The organism is Streptomyces sp. 2131.1, from assembly GCF_900105515.1.
GTDB classification, from domain to species: Bacteria; Actinomycetota; Actinomycetes; order Streptomycetales; family Streptomycetaceae; genus Streptomyces; species Streptomyces drozdowiczii.
The window spans coordinates 6,493,112-6,517,711 of the sequence record NZ_FNSY01000001.1 but is presented as its reverse complement, the minus strand read 5'-3'; the positions used below and the strand labels follow the sequence as shown (position 1 = coordinate 6,517,711).

The 24,600-nt window shown below is 71.8% G+C and carries 24 protein-coding genes and 1 pseudogene; 17 read left to right on the top strand and 8 right to left on the bottom strand.

All coding sequences use genetic code 11. From position 1 onward, the window contains the following. Positions 1 to 5: 5 nt before the first annotated feature. Positions 6 to 170, bottom strand: a complete 165-nt coding sequence (locus BLW14_RS34645) for a hypothetical protein (protein ID WP_177154135.1) — start codon at positions 168 to 170, stop codon at positions 6 to 8. A 564-nt stretch (positions 171 to 734) separates the two neighbouring features. Here BLW14_RS34645 and rsgA point away from each other — a divergent pair. Next, positions 735 to 1,778: a ribosome small subunit-dependent GTPase A gene (gene rsgA / locus BLW14_RS29130; RefSeq protein WP_256332909.1), complete on the top strand. Its 1,044-nt coding sequence runs from the start codon at positions 735 to 737 to the stop codon at positions 1,776 to 1,778. A gap of 59 nt (positions 1,779 to 1,837) precedes the next feature. Next, positions 1,838 to 2,346, top strand: a pseudogene (locus BLW14_RS29125) (GNAT family N-acetyltransferase). 1,068 nt (positions 2,347 to 3,414) lie between these two features. Here BLW14_RS29125 and BLW14_RS29115 read toward each other — a convergent pair. Next, positions 3,415 to 3,642, bottom strand: coding sequence for a hypothetical protein (locus tag BLW14_RS29115; RefSeq protein WP_256332908.1), 228 nt, complete (start codon positions 3,640 to 3,642; stop codon positions 3,415 to 3,417). Positions 3,643 to 4,219: 577 nt separating this feature from the next. On the opposite strand from BLW14_RS29115, the gene BLW14_RS29105 reads away from it, so the two are divergent. From BLW14_RS29105 to BLW14_RS29065, 10 genes are all read left to right on the top strand, one after another. Continuing rightward, positions 4,220 to 5,314, top strand: a complete 1,095-nt coding sequence (locus BLW14_RS29105; protein ID WP_093710095.1) for an AIR synthase-related protein — start codon at positions 4,220 to 4,222, stop codon at positions 5,312 to 5,314. 362 nt (positions 5,315 to 5,676) lie between these two features. After that, positions 5,677 to 6,378, top strand: a complete 702-nt coding sequence (locus tag BLW14_RS29100) for a MazG nucleotide pyrophosphohydrolase domain-containing protein (RefSeq protein WP_177154134.1) — start codon at positions 5,677 to 5,679, stop codon at positions 6,376 to 6,378. After that, positions 6,372 to 7,034, top strand: a complete 663-nt coding sequence (locus tag BLW14_RS29095; RefSeq protein WP_093710093.1) for a type 2 periplasmic-binding domain-containing protein — start codon at positions 6,372 to 6,374, stop codon at positions 7,032 to 7,034. Before BLW14_RS29100 ends, BLW14_RS29095 begins: the two co-directional genes overlap by 7 nt. Positions 7,035 to 7,077: 43 nt before the next feature. After that, positions 7,078 to 7,773 (top strand): hypothetical protein, encoded by a 696-nt coding sequence (locus BLW14_RS34640; protein ID WP_177154133.1) that lies wholly within the window; start codon positions 7,078 to 7,080, stop codon positions 7,771 to 7,773. Positions 7,774 to 7,808: 35 nt separating this feature from the next. After that, positions 7,809 to 8,813 carry an aldo/keto reductase gene (locus BLW14_RS29090; RefSeq protein ID WP_177154132.1) on the top strand — a complete coding sequence of 335 codons (1,005 nt, stop codon included), beginning with the start codon at positions 7,809 to 7,811 and terminating at the stop codon, positions 8,811 to 8,813. A gap of 57 nt (positions 8,814 to 8,870) precedes the next feature. After that, the gene (locus tag BLW14_RS29085) at positions 8,871 to 9,815 is read left to right on the top strand and encodes a phosphotransferase (RefSeq protein WP_093710091.1); all 945 of its coding nucleotides are present in this window, start codon (positions 8,871 to 8,873) and stop codon (positions 9,813 to 9,815) included. A 62-nt stretch (positions 9,816 to 9,877) separates the two neighbouring features. Continuing rightward, positions 9,878 to 10,516: an HAD family hydrolase gene (locus BLW14_RS29080; protein WP_256332907.1), complete on the top strand. Its 639-nt coding sequence runs from the start codon at positions 9,878 to 9,880 to the stop codon at positions 10,514 to 10,516. Positions 10,517 to 10,551: 35 nt separating this feature from the next. Then, positions 10,552 to 11,742 (top strand): alkaline phosphatase family protein, encoded by a 1,191-nt coding sequence (locus BLW14_RS29075; protein WP_371128095.1) that lies wholly within the window; start codon positions 10,552 to 10,554, stop codon positions 11,740 to 11,742. A 256-nt stretch (positions 11,743 to 11,998) separates the two neighbouring features. Further along, positions 11,999 to 12,169, top strand: a complete 171-nt coding sequence (locus BLW14_RS34635) for a hypothetical protein (protein WP_177154131.1) — start codon at positions 11,999 to 12,001, stop codon at positions 12,167 to 12,169. A 369-nt stretch (positions 12,170 to 12,538) separates the two neighbouring features. Then, positions 12,539 to 13,918: an MFS transporter gene (locus tag BLW14_RS29065; protein WP_093710088.1), complete on the top strand. Its 1,380-nt coding sequence runs from the start codon at positions 12,539 to 12,541 to the stop codon at positions 13,916 to 13,918. Between the two features lie 63 nt (positions 13,919 to 13,981). On the opposite strand, the gene BLW14_RS29060 is transcribed toward BLW14_RS29065, so the two are convergent. Then, complete coding sequence (locus BLW14_RS29060) at positions 13,982 to 14,461, bottom strand: NUDIX hydrolase (protein ID WP_093710087.1); 480 nt, start codon at positions 14,459 to 14,461, stop codon at positions 13,982 to 13,984. Positions 14,462 to 14,490: 29 nt separating this feature from the next. After that, complete coding sequence (gene lnt, locus BLW14_RS29055) at positions 14,491 to 16,086, bottom strand: apolipoprotein N-acyltransferase (RefSeq protein ID WP_093710086.1); 1,596 nt, start codon at positions 16,084 to 16,086, stop codon at positions 14,491 to 14,493. Between the two features lie 194 nt (positions 16,087 to 16,280). On the opposite strand from lnt, the gene BLW14_RS29050 reads away from it, so the two are divergent. Beyond that, positions 16,281 to 17,543, top strand: a complete 1,263-nt coding sequence (locus BLW14_RS29050; RefSeq protein ID WP_256332906.1) for an O-antigen ligase family protein — start codon at positions 16,281 to 16,283, stop codon at positions 17,541 to 17,543. Here BLW14_RS29050 and BLW14_RS29045 read toward each other — a convergent pair. Both BLW14_RS29045 and BLW14_RS29040 read right to left on the bottom strand, forming a co-directional pair. Further along, entirely contained in the window at positions 17,491 to 18,054 is a 564-nt protein-coding gene (locus tag BLW14_RS29045) for a hypothetical protein (protein WP_026242879.1), read from the bottom strand. The two genes, BLW14_RS29050 and BLW14_RS29045, sit on opposite strands and share 53 nt — an antisense overlap. Before the next feature lie 58 nt (positions 18,055 to 18,112). Next, a complete protein-coding gene (locus BLW14_RS29040; protein WP_093710878.1) occupies positions 18,113 to 18,895 on the bottom strand; it encodes a glutamate racemase in 783 nt (260 codons plus the stop codon). A 58-nt stretch (positions 18,896 to 18,953) separates the two neighbouring features. Between BLW14_RS29040 and BLW14_RS29035 the strand changes: the two genes are divergently transcribed. Beyond that, positions 18,954 to 20,126: a glycosyltransferase gene (locus tag BLW14_RS29035; RefSeq protein ID WP_093710084.1), complete on the top strand. Its 1,173-nt coding sequence runs from the start codon at positions 18,954 to 18,956 to the stop codon at positions 20,124 to 20,126. Positions 20,127 to 20,148: 22 nt separating this feature from the next. Here BLW14_RS29035 and BLW14_RS29030 read toward each other — a convergent pair whose 3' ends face one another. Next, positions 20,149 to 21,468, bottom strand: coding sequence for a TerD family protein (locus tag BLW14_RS29030; protein WP_093710083.1), 1,320 nt, complete (start codon positions 21,466 to 21,468; stop codon positions 20,149 to 20,151). Positions 21,469 to 21,603: 135 nt separating this feature from the next. Beyond that, the gene (locus tag BLW14_RS29025; RefSeq protein WP_256332905.1) at positions 21,604 to 22,278 is read right to left on the bottom strand and encodes a hypothetical protein; all 675 of its coding nucleotides are present in this window, start codon (positions 22,276 to 22,278) and stop codon (positions 21,604 to 21,606) included. Between the two features lie 135 nt (positions 22,279 to 22,413). Here BLW14_RS29025 and BLW14_RS29020 point away from each other — a divergent pair, with 135 nt between their 5' ends. The 3 genes from BLW14_RS29020 to BLW14_RS29010 all read left to right on the top strand — a co-directional run bounded on the left by BLW14_RS29020 (position 22,414) and on the right by BLW14_RS29010 (position 24,478). Beyond that, entirely contained in the window at positions 22,414 to 22,890 is a 477-nt protein-coding gene (locus BLW14_RS29020; protein WP_093710081.1) for a DUF6643 family protein, read from the top strand. Between the two features lie 42 nt (positions 22,891 to 22,932). Beyond that, positions 22,933 to 23,757: an MOSC domain-containing protein gene (locus tag BLW14_RS29015; protein ID WP_093710080.1), complete on the top strand. Its 825-nt coding sequence runs from the start codon at positions 22,933 to 22,935 to the stop codon at positions 23,755 to 23,757. Between the two features lie 124 nt (positions 23,758 to 23,881). Beyond that, a complete protein-coding gene (locus tag BLW14_RS29010) occupies positions 23,882 to 24,478 on the top strand; it encodes an Rv1733c family protein (protein WP_093710079.1) in 597 nt (198 codons plus the stop codon). The last annotated feature ends 122 nt before the right edge of the window (positions 24,479 to 24,600 follow it).

The window sequence follows — 24,600 nt, the reverse complement described above, 5'->3', positions numbered from 1 at the left end:
CCGCGTTACGCGGTGAGTGCCGCGAGGAAGACCGGGAGCTTGTCGACCATCGCCTTGGGGACCGGTGTGGACTGGACGGTGCCTGCAGTCACGTCCTCCACCACGAGGGTGTAGGTGCCGTTGTCCTGGACGAGTTCGGCGGCGAACAGCAGGGTCTGCGTGCGAAGCACTGAGGTGTCACGTACGAACTCCCGATTGGGTGGACGACCGGCGCCAAGTTCCGTCTGGCAGCCGCGACATGAAGGAGGCAGCGCGCAAACCGGCTGGGCGTGTCCGCCGCGCCTTCCCCTCCTTCACCACTCTATGAACGTGTGGGGCCGCTCCTGTCCGGCGTCGGGGGCGGCCGTCGGCGTACGACGCCGCTTCCCGGGGCCCGAGGCAGCCGCGCCGCACAGGGCGGCGGCGCCTCCGCGATCGGGGGCAGAACCACTCGAACGGCTCCGGTGCGTGCCTCCCCGATCTTGACGATCTCGGCAATCGTCGGGGGCGGGAGAAACGGCCGAGGCCATGTTACTGTCACGGTGCAGAGACAACTGGGTCGATGCCGGATGAAGTGGGAGGTGAGATTGATGACTGCCGTAGAGACGGCTGCCGCACGCAGCGCCCTCCGGACCATCCTCACGTCCCGGGCCCCGGTCTGACCTGAGCTTCACGCTCCTCCACGGGGCCCTCGTTCTAGGGTCTTTACGTTGTCTCAATTCTCGCAACACCATCATGCCCGCCAGTACTCCCTCGTGGATTACGGCTGGGACGAGGCGTGGGATCGCGCCTTCTCCCCCTGTCGCGAGGCCGGGCTGATCCCCGCCCGCGTCGTGCGCGCCGAACACGGCTCGTGCGAAGCGGTCACCGACGCCGGAATCCTCCACGCGCAGATTCCCGGCGGCGCCGAGCAGGTACCGCCCACCACTGGCGACTGGGCTGCCCTGTCTCCCGCCACCACGAGTCGCGGACCGGTGCTGCACGCGGTACTGGAGCGGCGCACCTCGCTCGTGCGGTCCACCGCTTCGCGGACCTCCCGGGGCCAGGTCCTGGCCGCGAACGTCGACACCGTCGTGGTGGCGGTGTCGCTGGCTGTGCCGCGGAAGCACGACAGGACGGAACGCATGCTCGCCCTGGCCTGGGAGAGCGGTGCCCAGCCCGTTGTCGTGCTCACCAAGGCCGACCGGTGCGCCGACCCGCAGCAGGCCGCGGCCGAGGTGTCCGAGGTGGCACCCGGCGCGGACGTGCTCGTGACCAGCGCCGTGACCGGGGAGGGCCTGGACACCCTGACGGCTGTCCTGAACGGCACCATCGTGCTGCTCGGCCCTTCCGGGGCGGGCAAATCCACTCTGGGGAACCGACTCCTCGGCGAGGAGCGGCTGGCGACCGGCGCCGTGCGCGACGCGGACGGCAAGGGCCGGCACACCACCGCGTGGCGGGAGTTGGTCCCGCTGCCGGGCGGCGGGGTCCTGCTGGACACCCCCGGCCTGCGGGCGATCGGTCTGCATGATGCCCGGATGGGGCTTGAGCAGACCTTCGCGGAGATCGAACTCCTCGCGAGGGAATGCCGGTTCACCGACTGCGGGCATGGCAGCGAGCCGGGCTGCGCTGTGCTGGCCGCCGTCGAGACCGGGGAGATTCCCCGGCGCCGACTGGACAGCTACCACCGGCTGCTGAGGGAGAACGCCTACGCGGCCTCGCGCACCGACGCCCGCCTGCGGGCCGACCGCGAGGCCGCCAAGAAGGACATCACGCAGCATCTGCGCGCGACGTACCGGTTCCGGGACCGCCGGCGGTGAGCGACGACCACAGCGCCGCCGCCGGCTCCACCCCACTCGCCGCCGAGAACGGAACGACCATGACCACCTGGACCACCCGCCCCGAGACCCCCGACGACATCCCCGCCATCCGCGAGATCAACCTCGCGGCCTTCCCGACCCCCAGGAAGCCGGCATCGTCGAGGCCCTGCGCGCCGACCCGAAGGCGTGGATCGACGGCCTTTCCATGGTCGCGACGGGCCCCGACGACGCCCCGGTGGCGCTCGCACTGCTGACCCGCTGCCACGTCGACGGCGAACCCGCCCTCGCCCTGGCTCCCTGCGCGGTCCTCCCCTCGACCCAGCGCACCGGTGCCGGCTCGGCGGCCATCCGGGCAGCACTGGCCGCCGCCCGGGCCAGGGGAGAGAACCTCGTCCTGGTCCTGGGTCACGCCGCCTATTACCCCCGGTTCGGCTTCACGCCGGCCTCCGGCTTCGGCATCCGGGCCCCCTTCGACGTCCCGGACGAGGCCATGATGGCCCTGGTCCTGGACGACACCCGCCCGACCCCGACGGGCACCATCAAGTACCCCGCCGCGTTCGGCGTCTGACCCTCCTGTGGCGCCCCGGAAACGCTCCGGGGCGCCCCCCGCCTGCTGTGCCGCTCTGTGCGGCTGCGGCATCATCCGTACGCGTATCCGGGGCGGCCCGGCGAATCCGCGTCTGCTCACGCCGCCGACCTGGGCCTGCGGGGACCGGCCCGGCGACCATGCTCAGGAGCGAAGAGCCCCAGCTCAGCGGAGCCCCCCTCCCCCGGCTTCAGCGCCGCGTCCGGCAACGCCGGAGCCGGGACCGGGGGCCGCTGGCGGGTTCCGGCTCCGATTCGCCCGCGCGTTGCGCCGCCCCCCTTCTCCAGCCCTTCTTCAGCCGTGCCCGAGACTGAGCGACGCGCCTCGCGGATCTGCAGCAAGGACGCGTCCAGACGGAAGCTTCAGCCGTCCGCTCCGCACCGAATTGCCCGGCCGCAACGCAGCGTAGTCGGCACCAATACTGGATCGCGCCCCCTCCTTAGCACCGGCCCGCACATCGGCAAACCGAACTATGCTGTCCGGCCACATACGCCCCTGACCTGCTCCTTCCTTCGGTGTGGCGACACGTCGCCGTCCCCGCCGACCGTCCGGAAGCGGTACCCACGGCCGACGCAGCATCCGCTCCCCCACCGCCCTCGAACCTGCGGCGCATCGTCGCCGCCAGCCTCATCGGCACGACGATCGAGTGGTACGACAACTCATCCGATGAGAGCTACGACCTGCTGTTTTCCCGCCACTTACCTGCCGAAGTCAGCACCGAACCAGCACGGAGATCCTCCCGCCGGGTGGGAGAGCGGGAAAGCAGGCGCAGGCCGGTTCGGAAATCTACGACAGACCTCTCAGAAGATCACCCTCCGTAACAATTTCACCCAATCGGACGCCGAACCGTGCCTGGACGACAACGTGCAGCACTCCACTCGGCGACCGAGCTCGGCTTCCACCGCCCCTACGAAAATCCGGCTGCTCGTGCCCTTGGCATAATCCGGGCAAGCCGAGCCGCGAGACGATTCAGTACGCCCCCGACGTGGGTCTCCTCATGATTCCGGGCGATCCGGCGAAGGATTTCTCCCCGGGGTTCGCGGTCTTCGACTACTCCGTCCCCGCTCTGCGCGCGTTCGTCCTCTCAAGGTCGTAGAGCTCTATCCATCCGTGGCAGCCGACGGGCATCCCGGTCTCCTCGGCGAGGTCGCGGATGCTCTGGCTCGTGACGTGCAGGGCGCTGCTGTAGAGATAGCCCATGTGCCGGTCGAGAACAGACCCGCCGTGGCCGGGTGGTGCGGTGACCGACACGGCACGCGTGTCGTAGACAACAGCCACTCGATCCGGCTCTCCAAGCCGGGCGTGCCCCGGAGCCGACTTCCCGAGGCCGGATGGTTCGACCCGGACTCAGGCACGCTCACCGTGTGCGCCGCGTCGCTCGCGGAGCCATTGACGGTGCTGCTGCTCCGGCACGGCGTGCGTCCCCTGCTTTCGCAGAGCCCGCCCGCCTGCAGCCCCAACCGCATGACCGTCATCGCCACAGCCATTCACCCTGGAGCGTCAACGCTGAAAACGCTCAGTGGCCACTCTGGAAGAGATCAGTCTTCCGCTTGTGCCCGGCCGGCGTCCGACCAGGGGCTGCCTGATGGGTCATGCGGCGGACTTGCCTGCGGGTAAGCAGCTTGCGGGTAGTGGGTTCGGGCCCGGTGGGCAAGGGCGAGTCTTCGGCCGGTGCCGCTCACATCCGGACGTTGTATGAACGGTGCCTTGCCCCGGGGAACCGATCGATTACCGTGTGTCTGTATTTCGCTCCCCACCGTGATCACCCGGTATTGCGCCGGCACCGTGGGTCCCACGACGGCCAACGACGATGTGACCCTGTCACATCCACGATGCAGACAGGCGGTTGTCCCACATGTCGCAGTACGAGAAGGCGGGTGTCGACTACTCGGTCCTCGACCGGGTCAAGCGGGCGGCCGTCGAGCGGGCGGCTGCCACGGCTGGGCTGCTGGGCGCCTCGGGGGGCCGGGAGTTCACCGCCTCACGGGGAGCGACGGCCTATGTCTTCGAGGTGGGCGGGCTGACGCTCGCGACGGTGACCGAGGGGCTGGGCACCAAGTCCGTCATTGCCGAGCAGTATCTCCAGGTGTCCGGAGAGAGCCGGTTCGCCGACCTTGCCGTGGACGCGGTGGCCTCCATCGTCAATGACGTGGTCTCCGTCGGCGCGAATCCGCTGGTCGTCACCGCGTACTTCGCCACGGGCGATGCTGCCTGGTACAACGACGAGCGCAAGTCCCTGGAGCTGCTCGCCGGCTGGCAGCGGGCCTGTGAGCAGTCCGGTGCCACTTGGGGCGGCGGCGAGTCGCCGGCCCTCCCGGGGCTGCTGACCGGTGCGGGCATCGAGCTGGGCGGCAATGCGCTGGCGCTGGTCCCGCCCGGGCGCCGTCCAGTCCTGGGCAACGAGGTGCGGCCCGGTGACCGGATCGTGGTGCTGCCGAGTTCAGGGCTGCACACGAACGGTGCCTCGCTGGCCCGGCGCGTCGCCGACGGGCTGAGCGAGGGCTTGCTGACCCCGTTGCCGAGCGGTCGCGCCCTGGGCGCGGCGCTGCTGGATCCGTCGGTGCTCTATCCGGCGTTCGTCCGTGCGCTGCTGGACTCACCGGTCGAGCCGCACTTCCTCAACCCGATCACCGGGCACGGTCTGCTGAAGATGATGCGCCCGGCGGCCGACGTGCGCTACGTCCTGGACGTGCTGCCGGACGTCCCCGAGGTCCTGGGCTTCCTGGCATCAAGCAGCGGCATGTCGCCTGCGGAGGCGTACGCGACGTTCAACATGGGCTTCGGGTACGTCGCGGTGGTGGCCGCCGCCGATGCTGACCGCACGGTGGACATCGCCCGGGCCGCCGGGTACGAGGCGTTCGTGGCGGGTGAGGTCGTGGCCGGGGACAAGTCGGTTTCCGTTCCCTCTCTCGGGATCGCGTACGGCGGCGAGGAACTGCGGATCAGCTGAGGCTGTCCGGAACTGCCCCGAAGGACCGGCGGTCGGGGCCCTGAAGTTTCCTACAGCAGGGGGTAGAAATGAGTACGGAGCGCATACGAGTGCCCGGAGAATTACCCGGGTTACCCGGGCAGAGACAGCCTCGGCCGCAGGCCGGGCCGACCGCCTCGGGGCTGTCACACGCCGCTGCCGCGACGCTCGCCCCTCTCTCGCCGTACAACGGCGACACTTCCGCCAGCCCCGCCGCTTTCACGGGCGCGGCCTCTTCGGGCAGCCCCGACGACAGTGCCCTGACCGTCGCCCTGCGCGCCGCGGACTACGCGGACGTGTGCCTCGTGGGCCGTCTCACTGCAGACGAGGAGGGTGTCAGGTGCGTGCTGGAGGTAGCCGCGCCGGGGAGCACCATCCTTCTTCCCGGTGCCTGCCCGGTGGTCCTGCGGGGCACGATGGCCTACGCGGCGGGCACGCCCGAAGCGTCCGCCGGATGGCTGCCGCTGATCGCCATCACCGCGCGGGCCGAGGACGACTCCTCGCTGGACCTGGCCGCACTCCCCTTGGCGGCGCGCATCACTGTCCTCGAACAGGCCGGCCTCGATGCTCTGGAGCTGCTCGCGGCCCAGCGGGGCGAGGACACTGTGCTGACCGCCGGGCAACGTTGTCGCGTCCGTGAGGCTGAACGGGAGGCACTGGTCCCGCTGGCCGGCGCGTGCGGCGATCTGGCCGGGACGGCGGTCACTGTGCCCGGCGGCGATGCGCGTGTCCTCGATGATCTGCGCGCACTGCGACGGCTTCAGGAGCGGTGCCGCGACCTCTACGGGCGCCTGGAGCCGGAGCGCGCTCTGGCCTGGGCGCTGGAGGAACTCGGCGAATTGTCGCAGGCGATGCGCCGCGGCGAATCAGCCGTACGTCTGGAAGAGGAGCTGGGGCAGGTGCTCGTCTGGGCGCTGTGCCTGGCGAACGTCACGCGCACCGACGCCGCCCACGCCTTCGCGAAGGGCTTCTCGGGCGAGTACGAGCGGCAGCTACGCAAGCACGGCACCATCAAGCCCTACCGGAGGGCGGCCCCGCCGTGCTGAGGACGGGTCTGCCCAAAGGCCGGCTGCTGCCCCGGTCGGAGGCCGCCGTCACGGCCTACGGCGAGATCGCGGGGGATATGCCGGCACGCCATCGCTTCCTCCGTATGCCGGACATCCCGGACCTGGTCGCCGAAGGGCTCCTGGACGTGGGGATAGCGGGCGAGGAGTGGCTGGTGGACAGCGGCGCCGACGTCGTGCGCGTGGCTCCGCTGTGCTGGTACCACGTACGGATCTGCGCGCTGCACCTCCCGGGCTCGGCACCGCAGGACGGACCGGTTCGGGTGGTCTCCGAGTACCCGCGGATCGCGCATGACTTCGGACGGGCGCGGTGGGGCGAGGACTTCTCGCTGCGGACGGTCCGCGGATCGGTCGAGCACTACCTGCCCGATCTCGCGGATGTCGCCGTCGAGTGCGTCGAGACCGGAGAGTCCATGCGCCGCAAGGGCCTCGTCGCGACGGAGACGCTTTTCGAGGCGGACGTCTGGATGGTCTGCTCCCATGGCACCGCTCGTGACGGGGCGGTCATGGACCGGCTGAAGCGCTGGGCCGAAGCCGTGGCCCTGGACCGCCCCCCGGGTCACGAAAGTGTGGCCATATCCGCCGCGATCCCCAGGCCCGGCGCAATAACCGTGTCCGCACTGAACGGAAGGCACTGACGTGATTCCCTCGACACCCGCACCGTCGTTGCCCTCGGCATCCTTGCGCGACCTCCCGCCCCACCAACGGCTGGTCGCCTGGCCGGTGATCAACCGCCTGGGCGCCCTTGAAGGCGTCACGGTGACCGTGCCCCCGGAACTGGCCGCTTCCCCGCCGTCACTGGCCTGCTACAGCCGAGCGGTCCGGGTCGCGCACCGCCCGAGCGGCGGGGACAGCCCGCTCGACGCCCTGCTGACCTCGCCGGAGTCGGCTCATGTGCTCGCGGAGCCGCTTCGCCTGGTGATCACCCTGGCACTGTGGGACGAGGTGATCAGGGAGGGCGGCGTCTACGGCGGCAACATCTATCTGGCCTCAGAGCGTTCGGTGGGCGTCCTGCTGCACACCGCCCACACCATCGAGCCGGCCGCCGCCGACCGGCTGGCCGAAATTCTGGAACAGCTGCACGCCCTGGAGCTGCTCTACCGCTTCCCGGTCGCCTACAAGTTCCGCGGCACGCACGGCCTCGAACGGCAGTGCAGGATCAATGGCTGGGGCCGTCTCCTCTTCCGGCTGCTCGACGCCGTGCCCGACGACCCGTACGGCATCCGGGCATGCCGCGCACGGCTGACGGAGCACGTGCGCACCCACCGGGACGCCTACCGGCGTGGCGTCATCGCGGCCTCCGCCGCCGAGGACTCCTCGGGCGCCCGCATCTGGGCCGACATCCACGCGCAGCAGCCGATACCCGTCCTGATCTGAGCCACCCGGACCCGCAGAGAGAGAAGAGCGACACGGTGACACGCGAGCACGCAGGAATACGCGAACAGAGGAACCCGGCCGGTCTCTCGGCCATCGGATTCGGCGCGTGGGAGGCCGGAGGAGGGGGCACGTGGGGACCCAACGAATCCTCCGACCACGTGATCCGCGCGGTCCACGCCGCCTTCGACGCGGGCGTGAACTGGATCGACACCGCGGAGGTCTACGGCGGGGGTGGCGGCTCGGAACGCATCGTCGGCGAGGCCATCACCGGACGCCCCGAGATCAAGGTGTGCACGAAGGTCGCGCCCGAGCAGGAGGACCACTACAGCGACAAGGGCATGCGTGCCGCGCTGGAGGCGTCCTTGACCCGTCTCGGCCGGGACAGGATCGACGTCTACCTCCTGCACTGGCCGGCCGAGACGATTCCGGTCGAGCAGCCGTGGAAAACCCTGGCCGGTCTCAAGGCCGAGGGACTGGTGGGCGCGATCGGCCTGTCCAACTTCCCCGCCGCAGACGTCGCCGCGTGCGCCGCCACCGGCGGACTGGACTACCTCCAGATCCAGGCTTCCCTGCTCCACCGCGCGGAGCTCGCCGAGTTCGGTCCGCTCTGCGCGCGATACGGCACGGGGCTGATGACGTACGGGCCGCTGGCGTACGGGCTGCTGACCGGAGCCCTGGGGCCGGACAGCGCGTTCACCGACTGGCGGGGCGGGGAGGTCGGCTCGGACGACTTCTTCTGTGTCGAGAACTACGCCCGCTTCTTCGCGCCCGCCGCACGCGCCTGGCACCTGCGCGCCGTGGACGTACTGCGGCCCGTGGCCGAGGAGGCACGCGTCTCCCTGGCCCGGACAGCGCTGACGTGGCTGCTGGCACAGGCCAACGTGACCTGCGCCGTCGTTGGCACCCGCAATCCCGTGCACGCCGTGGACAACGCCCTTGCCGCCAAGCAAGACCTGTCGCCCGCTACGCTCCGACGGATCGATGAACTACTCGCAGTCGAAGGTGCGTTCGCAACGGTGGAAGAGCCGCAGCAGTCCTGACCTGACGGATGATTCCCACCACCCTCCGTCCCGCCGACGAGAAGAGAGACCGCGCCCGTGACAGGACCCCTGCCGACGGCCACAGCACGCCGCCTGACGTGGCCGCAGCTGCCCCGAGGCGTCCGGGAGGCCATCGAACAAGGGCTCGGCGCCCCCGTCCTGGCCGCCACGAGCCAGAACGGCGGCTTCACCGACGGCATCGCCGCCCGGGTGCAGCTAGGCGACACCACCAAGGCCTTCGTCAAAGCCCTCGCGACGGACCACGAACTGGCACCCGACTACCGCACCGAGGCGCGGACCGCCGCAGCCCTGCCCGCAGAAGTGCCCGCCTCCCGCCTCCGGTTCAGCCTGGAGGCCGACGGCTGGATCGTCCTGGTCTACGACGACGTGGAGGGCCGCCACCCCGACTTCGCCCGCCCCGGGGATCTCGCAGCAGCCCTCACCTGCGTGGAGCGCATGACCTCTGTACTCACCCCCAACCCGCTGCCCCGGGCGGTGCCCCTCACCACCCCGCTCGGCCCCCTGCTGTGCGGCTGGCTCACCCTGAAGGAGGAGAAAGCCCCGGCCGGCCTCGACCCGTGGTCCGCCCGCAACCTGGACCGCCTGGCCGACCTGGAAAGCCACTGGGCCGAGGCCACCGAGGGCAACACCCTGCTCCACGCCGACCTGCGCCACGACAACATGCTGCTCACCCGGGACGGGACCGTCCTTGCCGTGGACTGGGCCTGGGCCTGCGTGGGCGCCGCCTGGGTCGAACTCGTCTATCTGCTGCCCGCGGTCGCAGCAGCCGGCAGGGATCCCGAGCGGATCGCGGCGGCCCATCCGCTCACGCGCCGCGCCGACCCGTCGGCCATCGACGCCTTCGTCTGCGCACTCGCCGGCTTCTACACCCTCAGCGGCTCACTGCCCGCCCCGTCGTGGTCGCCGCACATCCGTACCCACGAGGCGTGGTACGGCAGACTGTGCCGCGACTGGCTGGCCCGCCGCACCGGCTGGTCATGACCACGAGGCACCACCCCCCCGCTTCCCCGCCTTCCCTACTTCCCCCGCCAGGAGTGAACTCCTTGAGCCGTACGCCCCACCCGGTGATCGTCTTCGATCTCGACGGAACCCTGCTCCGTGGAACGACCACTTCCCTGGTCCTCGCGGAGGCCATGGGACACCGGCACGCCGTGGAGGAACTCGAACGCCTCTACAGCGCCTACGAGATCGACAACTTCGAGTTCGCGAGCCGTGAGGCGGCCCTCTTCGCCGGAGCCACCCCCGCGCAGATCCGTGAACACCTGCGTCCCGCGCCCTGGATCACCGGTGTGAAGGAGACGCTGACCGCGCTCACCGAGGCCGGCTGCACGCTTCTCCTGGCCACCCTCGCTTGGCGGTTCGCCGCCGAGGAACTGGAGTACCGGCCCTGGTTCACCGCCGTCTCCGGCGCCGGAATGGACCTGGAGGACGGCGCGCTGACCGGCCGTGTCGCCCAGCACATCGACGAAGACGGCAAGCTCGCCTTCGTCGAGGCATGGTGCCGGTCCCACGACGTGGAGCTGCACGAGATCGTGGCCGTCGGCGACTCCCGCTCCGACATCCCGCTGTTCCGGGCCGCGGGCACTTCCATCGCCCTAAACGCCACCGAGGACGCCCGGGCGGTCGCCGACCACGTGCTGGACACCGAGGACCTGCGCGACCTCCTGCCCCTGCTCCGTTAACCTCCGCGCCGCACCCGCCTCCGCCCTCGAACGAAATGCTCCCCATGCGTTCCTCCGCCCTGCTGGACCCCAAGGACGCCCCCGTCCCCGCCTACGGCACCCGGGCTCTCTGCGACCTGCTGCCCGCCGTGGCCGCCGGGTTCGGCCTCGCCTCGCACCACGGCCCCTTCATCCCCTCCACCGGGCTCCGCCTCGAACCCGCCGACCGCGTCTGCGTCTTTCTCATCGACGGGCTCGGCCTCGCCCAACTGCGCGCACACGCCGCCTACGCACCGTTCCTGGCATCACTCCTCGACTCAGGTCAGGCCGACGGGACCAGGACGCTCACCGCCGGGTTCCCCTCGACCACGGCCGCCTCGCTCGCCTCGTTCGGCACCGGGCTGCCCCCGGGCCGGCACGGACTCGTCGGCTACACCGTCGCAGTGCCGGGCCGCAACATCCTGATGAACCAGCTGCGCTGGGAACCCTGGACCGAGCCCACCCGTTGGCAGCCGCACCCCACCGTCTTCGGGACACTGCACGCCCGCGGAATCCACACCGCCCAGGTGCTCCCGAGCCGCTTCGCCACCACCGCCCTGACCCGCGTCGCCCTCTCCGGAGGCCGCTTCATCCCAGCCGACGACGCCGACGCCCGAATGGACCGCGCCGCCGAGGAGACCGCCGCAGCGGACCGCACCCTCGTCTACACCTACCTCAACGACCTGGACGCGGCAGGACACCGGGAGGGTGTCGACTCCGAAACCTGGCGCGACGAGCTCATCCGCGCCGACCGCCTCGCCCAGCGCCTGGCCAACCGGCTTCCACCCCGTTCCGCCCTCTACATCACCTCCGACCACGGCATGATCGACATCGCCCCGCACCAACGGATCGACTACGACCACGAGTGGGCCCTGCGCCACGGCGTCGCGCTCCTCGGCGGCGAAGCCCGCGCCCGCCACGTCTACACGCTCCCCGGGGCGACCGCCGACGTCCACGCCGCCTGGAAGGAGAGGCTGGGCGAGACCATGTGGGTGGCCACCCGCGACCAGGCCGTCGAGGCCGGCTGGTTCGGCCCCGAAGCCGAGAACCGGGTCCTGGGACGCATCGGCGACATCGTCGCCGTGGCCCACGCAGACATCGCGGTCATCGCCACGGAGACAGAGCCCGGCGCCAGCGCCATGCCCGGTCTCCATGGAGCACTGACCGACACCGAACTCAACGTTCCGCTCCTGCACATCCGCCTATAGCCGTACCAGAATGCCACCGCCACAGCGAAGACCCCACCATGACCATGGCGCCCACTCCTCAACGCAGGCTGTTCCTGGCCACCCTAACCAGCGACCCAGAACCTTACTGCGACCAGGCCGACCCATCACGGCGCTGGCACCCCCACCGATCCGAGGACCAGGACGCCGCCCCGGTAAGCCGACTGGCCACCCCCGCCGTTACAACGCTGTTCGTCTCGCTCACCGGCATCGGCTTCGCTGTCGGCGCGATGACCGCGTGGTGATCTCCGTGGCCAAGCACTACCAGCAGGACATGCACGCGGGCATCATCCCCGCCACGTTCTCCACCGGCAGCTTCGTCGGCGGCCTGATCTACGGACACCGCACCTGGTCGGGCACCGCCACCAGACAGCTGATCGTCGCCACCGCCGCGTTCCTGGGCGGGTAGCTCCCGATCCTTGCACTCCCAGCCCCGTGCACGGCCACCGCCGCAATCGCAGTCCCCGGTGCGTTCTTGACCATCGTCGTCGCCTGCGCCTACGTCACCACCGAGGCATACGCGTGGATCATCCTCTCGATCGGCGCCGGGCAGGCCTGCCGGCACCGCCCTCACGAAACATACTGAACAGTGCAACTCGGACGGCCCTCTCTCGCCCACCCCATGAAGCGGGAACGAGCTCGCGCCCCCTCCCCGTAGCAACGGCCCGCACACCGGCAACCCGAACTATGGTGTCCGGCCACATACGCCCCTGAACTGGTCCTTCCTACGGTATGGCGACACAGCAACGTCCCCGCCAAACGTCCGGAAGTGGTGCCCATGGCCGCCCCAGCAACCTCCCCACCAGCACCGTCGAACCTCCGCCGCATCGTCGCCGCCAGCCTCATCGGCACGACGATCGAGTGGTACGACTTCTTCCTTTACGGGTCAGCGGCCGCGCTGGTCTTCAACAAGCTGTTCTTCCCGGACTCCGAACCGCTCGTCGGCACGCTGCTGTCCTTCCTCACTTACGCGGTCGGCTTCGCCGCACGGCCCATCGGGGCGCTGGTGTTCGGGCACTACGGCGACCGGCTCGGGCGCAAGAAGCTGCTGGTGCTGAGCCTGCTGATGATGGGCGGGGCGACCTTCGCGATCGGGCTGCTGCCGACGCACGCGACCGTCGGGGTGGCCGCGCCCGTGCTGCTGACGCTGCTGCGGCTGGTGCAGGGGTTCGCGCTCGGCGGTGAGTGGGGCGGGGCCGTACTGCTGGTGTCGGAGCACGGGGACGCGGAGCGGCGCGGGTTCTGGGCGTCGTGGCCGCAGACCGGTGCGCCGGCCGGGCAGTTGCTGGCCACCGGGGTGCTCTCCGCGCTCACCGCGCTGACCTCGGACGCGGCGTTCGAGTCGTGGGGCTGGCGCATCCCGTTCCTGCTGTCCGGGGTGCTCGTGATGCTCGGTCTGTGGATTCGTCTCTCTGTCGATGAATCGCCTCTGTTCAAGGAGGCCCTGGCCCGTGCCGGCGAGCGGAAGGCCGCTTCCGGGGCGGCGGAGAAGATGCCGGTCGTGGCGGTGCTGCGGCACCACTGGCGCGACGTGCTGGTCGCCATGGGCGCCAGGATGGCGGAGAACATCAGCTACTACGTGATCACCGCGTTCATCCTCGTCTACGCGACGACCGCCGCCGACCTGAGCAAGCAGACGGCGCTCAACGCCGTGCTCATCGCGTCGGCCTTCCACTTCGCCGTGATCCCGCTGTGGGGCGCGCTCTCCGACCGGGTGGGCCGCAAGCCGGTCTATCTGGTGGGCGCGGTCGGCGTGGGGCTGTGGATGTTCCCGTTCTTCGCGCTGATCGACACCCGGAGCTTCGGGAACCTGCTGCTGGCCGTCGCGGTCGGGCTGTTCTTCCACGGGGCGATGTACGCGCCGCAGGCGGCGTTCTTCTCGGAGCTCTTCGCGACCCGGATGCGCTACTCGGGTGCCTCGATCGGCGCGCAGTTCTCGTCCGTCGCGGCGGGCGCGCCGGCGCCGCTCATCGCCACCGCCCTGCTCGCCGACTACGACAGCTCGACGCCCATCGCCCTGTATGTGATCGCCGCCTCGCTGCTCACGGTGCTGGCCCTGGTCTGCGCGAAGGAGACCCGGCACCGGAACCTCGCCGATGTCGGACCCGGGTCCGACATCGCGGCCGAGGCGCCCCGGGACGCCGCGCACAGCGTCTGATCCCGGAAAAGACGGAGGAGCCGGGCGGGCCGCACGCGGACCGCCCGGCTCCCTCGCGTCGCCCTACTGCAGGCTGCTGGACTCGAACCAGGTGGGTCCGTCGGTCAGCGCCTGCTTGATCCGCAGGAGCGCGAACTCGGCCAGGTCGGGCAGCGCGTCGACGTGGAACCAGCCCACCTCCAGCGACTCGTCGTCGTTGACGCGGGCCGTGCCGCCGGTGGCGCGGCAGCGGAAGGTGATGTCGAGGAACTGACAGCGGTCACCGTTGTCGTACTGGACGGGCGGCAGCGCCTGGGTGAGCACGACCCGCTCCGCCACGCAGCGCACGGCGGTCTCCTCGTACACCTCGCGCTCCGCCGTCAGCGCGGGCTGCTCGCCCGGCTCGGAGATGCCGCCGATCACGGACCACTCGCCGGTGTCGGCACGACGGCCCAGGAGCACTCTGCCCTCGTCGTCGAAGACGACGGCGGTGACGCCGGGCAGCAGGAGGAGCTGCTGCCCGGCGGTGGCACGGATCTCGCGGATGAAGTCAGGAATTGCCATGCTCCGACCCTACGCGGAGCGCATCCGGTTCAGCGGACCCGCCGTGCCCGCACCGCCGACGCGCCCGCCCAGCCGAGCGCGCCGAGCGCGAGCAGGATCAGGATGCCCTCGGGCAGCGGTCCCATCCGGGTCGCCGGGGTCAGTGACGAGCGCAGCGGCACCTCGTCGACCAGGGCGTCCGGGGTGAACATCTTCGTCTTCTGCGCCACCGTGCCGTCCGGGCGGATCACCGCGCTGACCCCGCTGGTGACGGGGACGACGACGGACCGGCTGTGCTCGACCGCGCGCACCCGGGACATCGCGAGCTGCTGGTAGGTCATCTCGCTGCGGCCGAAGGTGGCGTTGTTGCTGGGTACGGCGATCAGCTGGGCGCCGTGCTCCACCGTGTCGCGCACGGCGTCGTCGAACGCGGCCTCGTAGCAGGTGACGAGCCCGGTGTAGGTGCCCGCGAGGTCGAAGACGCCCACCTTCTTGCCGGGGCCGAAGTCGCGCTGCACACGGTCGACGTCCGAGCTGAAGATGCGTACGAAGGAGCGCATCGGCATGTACTCGCCGAACGGCTGGATGTGGCGCTTGTCGTACGTGGCGACCGGGCCCTTGTCCGGGTCCCACTGGATGAGGGTATTGCGCAGGGGACCCGTGTCGGGCTCGACGACCGCGCCGATGACGGTCGGGGCCTTGATGGCCTTGACGGCGTCGTCGATGACGATCCGCGCGTCCGGGTTGCGGTACGGGTCGAGGTCGGAGGAGTTCTCCGGCCACAGGACGAGGTCCGGCTGCGGGACCTTGCCGGCCTTCACGTCCCGGGCGAGCTGCTCCGTACGCTTGGCGTGGTTGTCCAGGACCGCGCGGCGCTGGGCGTTGAAGTCGAGGCCGAGGCGGGGCACGTTGCCCTGGATCGCGGCGACGGTCGCGGTGCCGTCCTCGGCGGAGTCGTCCACGAGCGGCAGCGACGCGAAGGCCGCCGCCACCGGCACGAGGACGGTCGCCGCCGCCACGGTGGTCGCCGCGATACGCAGTTCGCCGGTGGTCCGGTGGCGGGCGAAGCGGCGCACCGCCTCGAAGAGACCGAAGCCGCAGAGCACCACGGCGAAGGAGAGCAGCGGGGTGCCGCCGAGCGCGGCGAGCGGCAGGAAGAAGCTGTCCGCCTGGCCGAAGGCGATCTTGCCCCAGGGGAAGCCGCCGAACGGCACCCGCGCGCGGACCGCCTCGTCCAGCGTCCAGACCGCGGCCGCCCACAGCGGTCCGCCGGGGAGCCGGGAGACGGCGGAGATGCCGACGCAGCCGACCGCGATGAACAGCGCCTCGGCGGCGGCGAGGGCCAGCCACGGGACCGGGCCGACCTCCTCGCCGGTCCAGTGCAGCAGGGGCAGCATGAAGCCGAGCCCCGCGAGCAGTCCGAGCCCGAAGGCGGCGCGTGCCCGGCGCTCGAACAGCACCCAGCCGAGCAGGGCGAACCCGGGCAGAACCAGCCACCACAGGGGCCGGGGCGGGAAGCTGAGATACAGCATCACCCCGGAAAGGACGGCGGCCCCGGGCCGTACAAGGCGCTTCGGCAAGCCGCGTGTCCGGGGAGCGGGGGCGGGGCTCTGCGGTTCGCCGACCTGGGCGATGGTGGTGCTCACCCGGCGGAGTCTACGGTGGCCGGCTGTGGGCCGGGGAGCCCCGTCCTGATGGCGGAATCCCGACCACCACATCATTTCTCCGCATCTTCCGCCCATATGCCCGGCGTGGCCGCTAACCTGTGCGCCAGTCCCCCGCCGGCGGGCCGGCTCCGGCCCTGGCGTACGGGACGGTCACAGGCCGGGAGACGGACGTGATGGCTGAATCAGTGCGGCGGGGGCCCGATGGCCGGACGGCCGGAACCGGGCGCGACTTCGCGGAGACGCCGGGGGACCATTCCGCTTCGGATGCCGCCGGTGCCCTGATCCTCGCCGCCTGCGTGGTCTGGTCGCTGATCAGCGCGGCGGGCCGGGAGACCCGGCCCGAGGGGGTGCTGCTGGCGCTGCTGGCCGTCGCGGCGGGCTTCGCCTGCGGGCGCATCTGCGGCACGCTGCTGCCGGTGGCCACCGCGGGGGGCGTCGCTCTGGTGGCGCTGCTGCTGGCCCTCGCCTGGCGGCACGGGATGCCGGGGGCGACGGCTGCGGCGGACCTGGCGCCCGGGCAGACCGGTGCCGCCGCCGCGCTGCTGGTGCTCGCCGCCGGTGCCGCCTGCTGCGCGGCGGCGGCCGCCGGGAGAGGGCCGTGGCGCACGGTCCTGCGGCTGCTGGCACTCGGGACGGCGGGCGCCTCGCTCGCGCTGGGCTCGGTGGCGGGGTTCGCCGCGGCCCTCGGGGTGCTGGTGTGCTCGCTGGCCGCCACCAGGACGCGGCGCCGTCTGCTGGGGCTCACCGGCCTGGCACTGGTGGCCGGGCTGATCGTCGGGACCTCGTGGGCGGTGGCCGAGGATGCGCTGCCCGAAGGACTCACGGTCTCCCTGGAGGGTCAGCTCACGCGGAACCGGGTCGATCTGTGGCAGGACGCCGCACGGCTGGCGGAGCGGCATCCGGTGCTCGGAATCGGTCCCGGCCGCTTCGACGAGCTGAGCCCGACCGCGCAGCAGAGCCTCGGTTCGGACGGGAAGCCGCACTCGGCGCTCTGGCAGCAGGCCGCCGAGCAGGGGGGCGTGGGGGTGGTGCTGCTGGGCGCCGCGTTCGGCTGGCTGCTGTACGCGCTGTGGCGCTCGCCACGCTCCACGGCGGTGGTCCTGACGGCGGGCGCGACGCTCACGGCCCTGGCGGCGCTGGCGAGCGTGGGCAACGCGCTGAGCTTCACGCCGGTGACGGCGGGCGCGGGGCTGCTGGCGGGCCTGGCGTCGGCGCGGCGGCCGATCGGCGTGGGCGTGCCGGGCGGGCCCGGTGGACCCCACGGGAAGAGCGGGCAGGACGGGCGATGCGGGGCGGGCACGTCCTGCGGAACCGGCACGTCCTGCGGAACCGGCGCGTCCTGCGGAGCCGGCGCGCCTCGGGATCCGGGCGCGCGGGAGAGCGTCAGGCCCCGGCCGGGAAGCCCGAGGACGGCAGATGCAGGCGGGCGCGGATGAACCGTACGCCGGCCTCGGCGTCGTCCACCGTGATGGTGAAGGTGCGTCCGTCGCCGAGCCGCAGCACCAGCCCCTCGCCCCGGCGCACGACCACGGCCGTGCCCTTCTCGGGGCGCCAGCGGTAGCCCCAGCCGCCCCATTGCCGGGGGGTCACCTGGGGCGCGAACTCGGCGGCCACGACATGGGTGAGCAGGATGCGGCGGCGCGGCAGTCCCATGTGGCCGCAGCGCACCTCCAGGGCGTCGCCGTCGACGCGGACGGCAACGTTCACGAAGGCGAGGGTGCCGAACAGCATGAGCAGGCCTGCGGCCACGCAGCCGATCACCGACATCAGCAGCGGGGCGATGCCGGAGGTCCAGTTGGAGCTGACCGCGAGCTGGATGCCCAGGGCCAGGCAGGCGGCGCCCAGGGCCGCGAGAACCCACTGGGTGCGGTTGGTGGCCCGGCCGACCCAGACCTGCGAGTGGGTTCCGGTTCCGGTGCGCTTCGGCTCTCGGGCGTGCTCCCTCATGCCCAGCAGCGTACTGAAGAACGGGCGCGCGAGGGGTTCCGGCGGGGACGCCGGGACGTCAGTGGACGGAGCCGACGGCGGCCAGTCCACGCCCTTCCGGGTAGGCCAGAGCGGCCTGCGGCAGCTCCGCGGCGCGTCCGCTGAGAATGACCGCGATGGAGGAGGAGGGTTCGGCCGACGGAGCGGGTTCGGCCCCGATCCGGCGCAGCGCCTGGGCGGCCACGGCGCCGGCTGATCCGTGCAGGGCGACCGGGGGCCGGCCGGGAGTGCCGACGGCGGCGCGGATGCGCTCGGCGACGAGCTCGTAGTGGGTGCAGCCGAGGACCACGGCCCGTACGTCGGGCGGGGTGAGCGCGGCGGCGGCGGCGATCGCCTTCTCGATGCCGGCCTCGTCCGCGTACTGCACGGCGTCGGCGAGTCCGGGGCAGGGCACCTCGGTGACGGCGGCGGACCCGGCGAAGTCGCTGATCAGCCCGCGCTGGTAGGGGCTGCCGGTGGTGGCCGGGGTGGCCCAGATCGCGACGGAGCCGCCGGCCGCGGCGGCGGGCTTGATCGCCGGGACGGTGCCGATGACGGGCAGACCGGGCTCCAGCTCGGCGCGCAGCAGCTCCAGCGCGTGCACGGAGGCGGTGTTGCAGGCGACGATCAGCGCGTCGGGCCGGTGCTCGGCGGCGGCCCGGGCAACCGCGAGCGCGTGGGCCTTCACACCTTCGGGGGCGCGGCCCCAGGGCATGTTGTCGGGGTCGGAGGAGAGCACCAGATCGGCGTCCGGCCTCAGCCGGCGTACTGCGGCGGCGGCGGCGAGCAGTCCGATTCCGGAGTCCATGAGCGCGATCTTCACCCGGTCACCATAGTCGACCACCCTTGCGGTCCCCGCTCAGTGGTGCAGACTTCCGCCAATGAGCGCCGTTGCCTGGATCGCCGTGGGTTCGCTTGTCGCATGGGTCTGGCTGCTGGTGGGCCAGGGCTTCTTCTGGCGCACCGACCAGCGGCTGCCGAGCCGCGCGGACCCGGACGTCTGGCCCTCGGTCGCGGTGGTCGTGCCGGCGCGCGACGAGGCGGAGATGCTGCCGGTCAGCCTGCCGTCGCTGCTGGCGCAGGACTATCCGGGGGCCGCCGAGATCTTCCTGGTCGACGACTGCAGCAAGGACGGCACGGGGGACGTCGCCCGTGCCCTGTCCGTGCGGTACGGGGGCCTGCCGGTGACGGTGGTCTCGCCCGGTGAGCCCGAGCCCGGCTGGACGGGCAAGCTCTGGGCCGTACGGCACGGGATGGCGCTGGCCCGTACCCGTGAGCCGGAGTATCTGCTGCTCACGGACGCCGACATCGCGCACGAGCCGGACAGCCTGCGGGAGCTGGTGGCGGCGGCGGAGTCGGGCGGCTTCGAGCTGGTCTCGCAGATGGCGCGGCTGCGGGTGGCGAGCGTCTGGGAGCGGCTCGTCGTGCCGGCGTTCGTCTACTTCTTCTCGCAGCTCTACCCGTTCCGGTGGATCAACCGGAAGGGCGGCCGGACCGCCGCCGCCGCGGGGGGCTGTGTGCTGCTGCGGGCGGATGCGGCGGTGCGGGCGGGGGTACCGGAGTCGATCCGGCAGGCGGTGATCGACGACGTGTCGCTGGCCCGCGCGGTGCGCCGCTCGGGGGGCCGGATCTGGCTGGGGCTCGCGGACCGGGTGGACAGTGTGCGGCCGTACCCGTGTCTGGCGGATCTGTGGCGGATGGTCTCGCGGAGCGCGTACGCCCAGCTGCGGCACAGTCCGCTGGTGCTGCTGGGCACGGTGCTCGGGCTGGCGCTTGTCTACCTCGCCCCGCCGGTGACGCTCGTCGCCGGGGTGCTGGGCGGGAGCGCGGTGGCTGCGTGGGCCGGGGGGCTGGCGTGGGCGGTCATGGCGGGGACGTACATGCCGATGCTCGGCTACTACCGGCAGTCGCTGTGGATGGCCCCGCTGCTGCCGTTCACCGCACTGCTGTATCTGCTGATGACCGTCGATTCGGCGGTGCGGCACTACCGGGGCCGCGGTGCGGCCTGGAAGGGGCGTACGTACGCCCGTCCCGAGGCCGCACCGGATCAGTGACGCCGGTGGCACCCGGACGGGGTCACTTGCGGCCGGGGGTCCAGTTCATGCCCCAGCCGTAGGCGTGGTCGATGGTGCGCTGGGGGCTGACCCCGCGCTGCGGCACCAGGTAGCGGGCCTCGCGCTGCACGGTGAGGTCGTTCCCGGTGTTGGTGATGAGCGCGAGCGCGCAGACGGTCGACGGGACGGTGCACTCGTCGAGCGAGAAGTCGATCGGGGCGCCGTGCTGGGGCTGGAGGGTGACCGTGGCGTGCAGGTCGGCGAAGCTGCGCGCCCCCTCGTAGATGGTGACGAAGATGAGGACCCGGCGGAGCTGCGCCTTGTGGTCGAGGTTGATCGTCAAGTTCTCGCCGGTGGAGACGGCGCCGGTGCGGTCGTCGCCGTCGAGCTGCATGAAGGGCGGCTGGTGGAGGGCGCCGAAGGCGTTGCCGAGCGCCTGGACGACTCCCTTGCGGCCGTCGGTCAGTTCGTACAGGGCGCAGAGGTCGAGGTCGAGGTCCGAGTGGTTCGCCACGGCCCTGCCGAGCTTGCTGCCCCATCCCTTGAACTGCTTGCGCACCTCCCAGTTGAGGTTGACGCGCATGGCGCCCGATGTGCCGCCCTGCTTGGTGAGCGAGACGGACGGCGCTTCCTTCGTGAGCGTCACCTTGGTCAGCCGGACGGGCTGCGGAGCGGGCGGCGCCGGAGGGGCCGGCGGGACCGGCGGAGCCGTCGGGGGCGCCATCGGTGCGGCGAGCGTCGGCTGGGGCTGCGAGTACTGCGGAGGCGGCGGGGTGGCCGGGTGGGGCGTCTGCGGCTGCTGCGGTTCGTCCACGGAGATCCCGAAGTCCGTGGCGAGCCCCGCGAGTCCGGAGCCGTAGCCCTGGCCGACCGCGCGGAACTTCCAGGCACCCTGGCGCCGGTAGAGCTCGCCGAGGATGAAGGCCGTCTCCACGGTGGCGTCGGAGCTGTCGAAGCGGGCGAGTTCGGCGCCGTTCGCCGCGTCCAGGATCCGAACGTACAGTCCGCTCACCCGGCCGAACGTGCCGCCGTCCGCGGAAGCGGCAAGCACCACGCGGTCGACGGCCGGTTCCACCCGCGCCAGGTCGACGGCCAGGGTGTCGGTCGCGGCACCGCCCGCGGTGCGCTTGCCCTCGTGGCGCACCGATCCCGAGGCGTGGGACGGCTGGTTGTAGAAGACGAAGTCCCCGTCGTCGCGCACCTTGCCCGAACCGAGGAGGAGGAGCGCGGAGGCGTCCACGTCCGGTGTCCCGGGGGCGGTGCGCCACCCCAGTTCGACACGCACGGCCTGGGCCGCCACTGGGACATTGGTTCCCTTTTGCATGGTCATGCTCGCCCCCATCACGAGTCCGCTGCCGAGACCTTTCCGGGTCAACCTAATGCCAGCTCCGCCGCGGAACCCACAGAGGTAAGTGTCCGGGTGTCCGGAGGCGTGGACGCGGCGGCTGTTTTCGCGGGCTTCGGCGTTCTCGGGACCTCATGACCGCCCGGTGGGCGCGCTCACCGCAATTGCGCTTCGGAAATCGGTGAGTTCGAGCGAGCCGCGAATGTCGGCGGAGGACGCGCAGTGCATCTTCTGGCGCACGCGGACGACCCGGCCCCGTTCATCGATCCACGCCTCCGCGTCGACCGATGCGGCGGGGCGGAGATTGCGGCCGACGGCCCGGTCCACCGATTCGATCTGCTTCGGGGTGAGGCGGGCCGACACGTGCAGCGGTTCGCTCCCCCGTTCCACCGAAGCGCCGTGGTCGAGCATGAGGCGCACGAACTGCGGAAGGCGGTCGACGGGAATGCCGCCCTTGGCAGCGGCCGCGGGGAATTCCTGCCACGCTCCGCTCGTTCCCACCGCGCGCCGGTAGACCTTCTGCCGGGTCATCACGACGTCCTCGGTGTACTGGGCGGTCGTGTCCTTCGTACGCCCCGTCAGCGGCGCGTTGAGGTTGATCCGGCCCTCCATGAGCTGGAGCCGTTCCGCCCCCGAGCGGGTCACGGCTTCGAGGGCCGCCGAGTAGGGGGCGTCGTCGGCTGCGGCCAGCCGTTCGCTCACCGCCTCGCGACCGGTTTCGGGCCGCCCGGTCGAGTCCGGTGCGCATGCCGTGAGTACCAGCGCGGTGAGCACCGCAATGAGAGGCGCGGTTCGGCGGTGAATCAAGGGTGGATTCCTCTGAGTACAAGCCTGGGATGACAACGATGTTTCGGCAGGTCAGGCAGCCAGAGTGAGGGTAAATCCGATGACCACAAAATTGGGACTCCCCAATCTGCACATCGTGGGCTTAACTTAGGTGTCATGACCTCCCCCCGCTCCACCTACGGTGGCGGCTACTACGCCGCGCCGTCGTTCCCCGACACCCCGATCTACGACTCCCTGGTCGCGGAGCGGGGCACCCCTCAGATCGCACCGATCCGAGTGCCCGCCGCCTACGACACCGGCAACAGCTACCTGCCGGCGCTCCCCGCGGCCCTGCCGGCTCTTCCCGCGGCGCCCTCCCAGCCCCAGCCGTCCTACGGCTACCCGCAGCAGGCCGCGCAGCAGAGCTACGCGCCGATGCAGTCGCCGCAGCTGCAGCACGCGCCGGCGCCCTACATCCCGCAGCAGCCCTCCGGTGGCCGCGGGATGTACCAGGCGCCCCCGCCGCAGCAGCAGCGGCCGGCCCCGAGCACGGGCTACGAGGCCATGCGCCCCGCGGCTCCGCGCCCGGCTCCCCAGCAGTCCCCGTACGACGACCCGTACGGCCGGCCCTACCAGGGTGGCCGGGGCTACTAGCCGGAGCGCGGCCCGGGGCGTCATTCCTGGCAAAATGGGCGCATGCACCGTCCTGAGCTGAGCGCCCTCCGCATTCACCCGGTCAAGTCGCTGACCGCGTACGCGGTGTGCGAGGCCGCCGTCGAGCCATGGGGACTCGACGGTGACCGCCGCTGGATGCTCGTGGACGCCGGGGGCACGGCCGTCACGCAGCGCCAACTGGCCCGTATGGCACTGGTGTCCGCCGTGCCCTCCCCGGACGGCGGTGTCGTCCTGTCCGCGCCGGGGAGGGCGGCCCTGACCGTGGAGGTCCCGAAGCCCGGGGAGACGGTCGGAGTGCGGCTCCACGGCGACCGGGTCGAGGTGGTGGAGGCCGCCGCGGAGGCCCACGCCTGGCTCGGCGATCGCCTCGGCGTGCCGGTACGGCTGGTCCATCTCGACGCCCCGGACCGGCGCCGGCACATCGACACGGTGTACGCGCGGCCGGGCGAGCCCGTCGGCCTCGCGGACGGCTTCCCGCTGCTGCTCACCACCGACGCCTCGCTCGACGCCCTGAACGCGCTCATCGCGTGCGGCGACCGCCCCGGGGAGGGGCCGCTGCCGATGGACCGTTTCCGGCCCAATGTGGTGGTGAGCGGCACGGAGGCCTGGGCGGAGGACGGCTGGAGCCGGATCGAGATCGGTGACGTGCCGTTCCGCGTCGCCAAGCCCTGCGGCCGCTGCGTCATCACGACAACTGACCAGGAGACCGCCGAGCGCGGCAGGGAGCCCCTGCGCACGCTCGCCCGCCACCGCCGTGTCGGCAGGCAGTTGCTGTTCGGCCAGAATCTGATCCCCGACGCCCGGGGGGTCGTCCGGATCGGCGACCCGGTGCGCATACTCGGCTGAGGGCGCCGGGAACTCAGTGCGGCGGGCCGCGCGTTGACCGCAGTGGGCCGCCCCCACTGCGCGGCCCGGGCCTTTCCGGCGGATCGGGGCCGGACACGGAAGGGGGTGGGGGACGGTGCGGACCATGTCGGGTGTCTGGCGTTGGCGGCACAACCCGCTTCGCCGGGCGACGGACCGGTGCGAGGCGTGGCTGGCGCTGCTCGCGTTCTTCCTGCTCGTGCTGGCGGCTCCGGCGCTCGGCTGGCTCTGCGGGGCGAGGACCGACGCGGCGCTGCAGGCGTCGGTGCGCGCCCAGCGGGCCGATCGTCACCTCACCACCGCCGTCGTGGTGCGCCGTGCGGCCGCCACCCGCCTCGTCTCCGACCCCGAGATATCCAGCGGCCGCGCGACGCGCACCGAGGTGGTCGCGCGGTGGCAGGCCCCGGACGGCACCCCGCGCACCGCGAAGGTGACGACCGCCTCGCGCGACGCGGAGCCCGGCAAGCGGGTCCGGATCTGGACCGGCCGGGACGGCGACCCGGCGCTGCGGCCGATGGACATGCCGACGGCGCACACGCACGCTGTGCTGGCCGGGTCGGGTGCCGCGATGCTCGCGGCCCTGCTGATCGAGTGCGGCCGGCGCCTGCTCATGTGGCGCATGACGCGACGGCGGTACGAACGGATCGACCGGGCGTGGGCCGCGGTCGGCCCGGACTGGGGCAGGACGGGCACGGGCAGCTAGGGCCTTTCGTTTGCATCAGGCCGGGCGGGTGCCCGGACCTGCGGATCGGGTCAACTCCGGGTCTCCGCGCGCGCTACGGTGGACCGGCCCGCCCGTCGCTCACTCCGGCAGGCGGACCCCGG

Excerpts from the sequence above, each read along its gene's own strand:
- BLW14_RS29065 (WP_093710088.1), top strand. The coding sequence starts at position 12,539 with ATGGCCGCCCCAGCAACCTCCCCACCAGCACCGTCGAACCTCCGCCGC.
- BLW14_RS29010 (WP_093710079.1), top strand. The coding sequence starts at position 23,882 with ATGTCGGGTGTCTGGCGTTGGCGGCACAACCCGCTTCGCCGGGCGACG.
- BLW14_RS29015 (WP_093710080.1), top strand. The coding sequence starts at position 22,933 with ATGCACCGTCCTGAGCTGAGCGCCCTCCGCATTCACCCGGTCAAGTCG.
- BLW14_RS29105 (WP_093710095.1), top strand. The coding sequence starts at position 4,220 with ATGTCGCAGTACGAGAAGGCGGGTGTCGACTACTCGGTCCTCGACCGG.
- BLW14_RS29020 (WP_093710081.1), top strand. The coding sequence starts at position 22,414 with ATGACCTCCCCCCGCTCCACCTACGGTGGCGGCTACTACGCCGCGCCG.
- BLW14_RS29045 (WP_026242879.1), bottom strand. The coding sequence starts at position 18,054 with ATGAGGGAGCACGCCCGAGAGCCGAAGCGCACCGGAACCGGAACCCAC.
- BLW14_RS29050 (WP_256332906.1), top strand. The coding sequence starts at position 16,281 with ATGGCTGAATCAGTGCGGCGGGGGCCCGATGGCCGGACGGCCGGAACC.
- BLW14_RS29030 (WP_093710083.1), bottom strand. The coding sequence starts at position 21,468 with ATGGGGGCGAGCATGACCATGCAAAAGGGAACCAATGTCCCAGTGGCG.
- BLW14_RS29060 (WP_093710087.1), bottom strand. The coding sequence starts at position 14,461 with ATGGCAATTCCTGACTTCATCCGCGAGATCCGTGCCACCGCCGGGCAG.
- BLW14_RS29075 (WP_371128095.1), top strand. The coding sequence starts at position 10,552 with ATGCTCCCCATGCGTTCCTCCGCCCTGCTGGACCCCAAGGACGCCCCC.
- BLW14_RS29035 (WP_093710084.1), top strand. The coding sequence starts at position 18,954 with ATGAGCGCCGTTGCCTGGATCGCCGTGGGTTCGCTTGTCGCATGGGTC.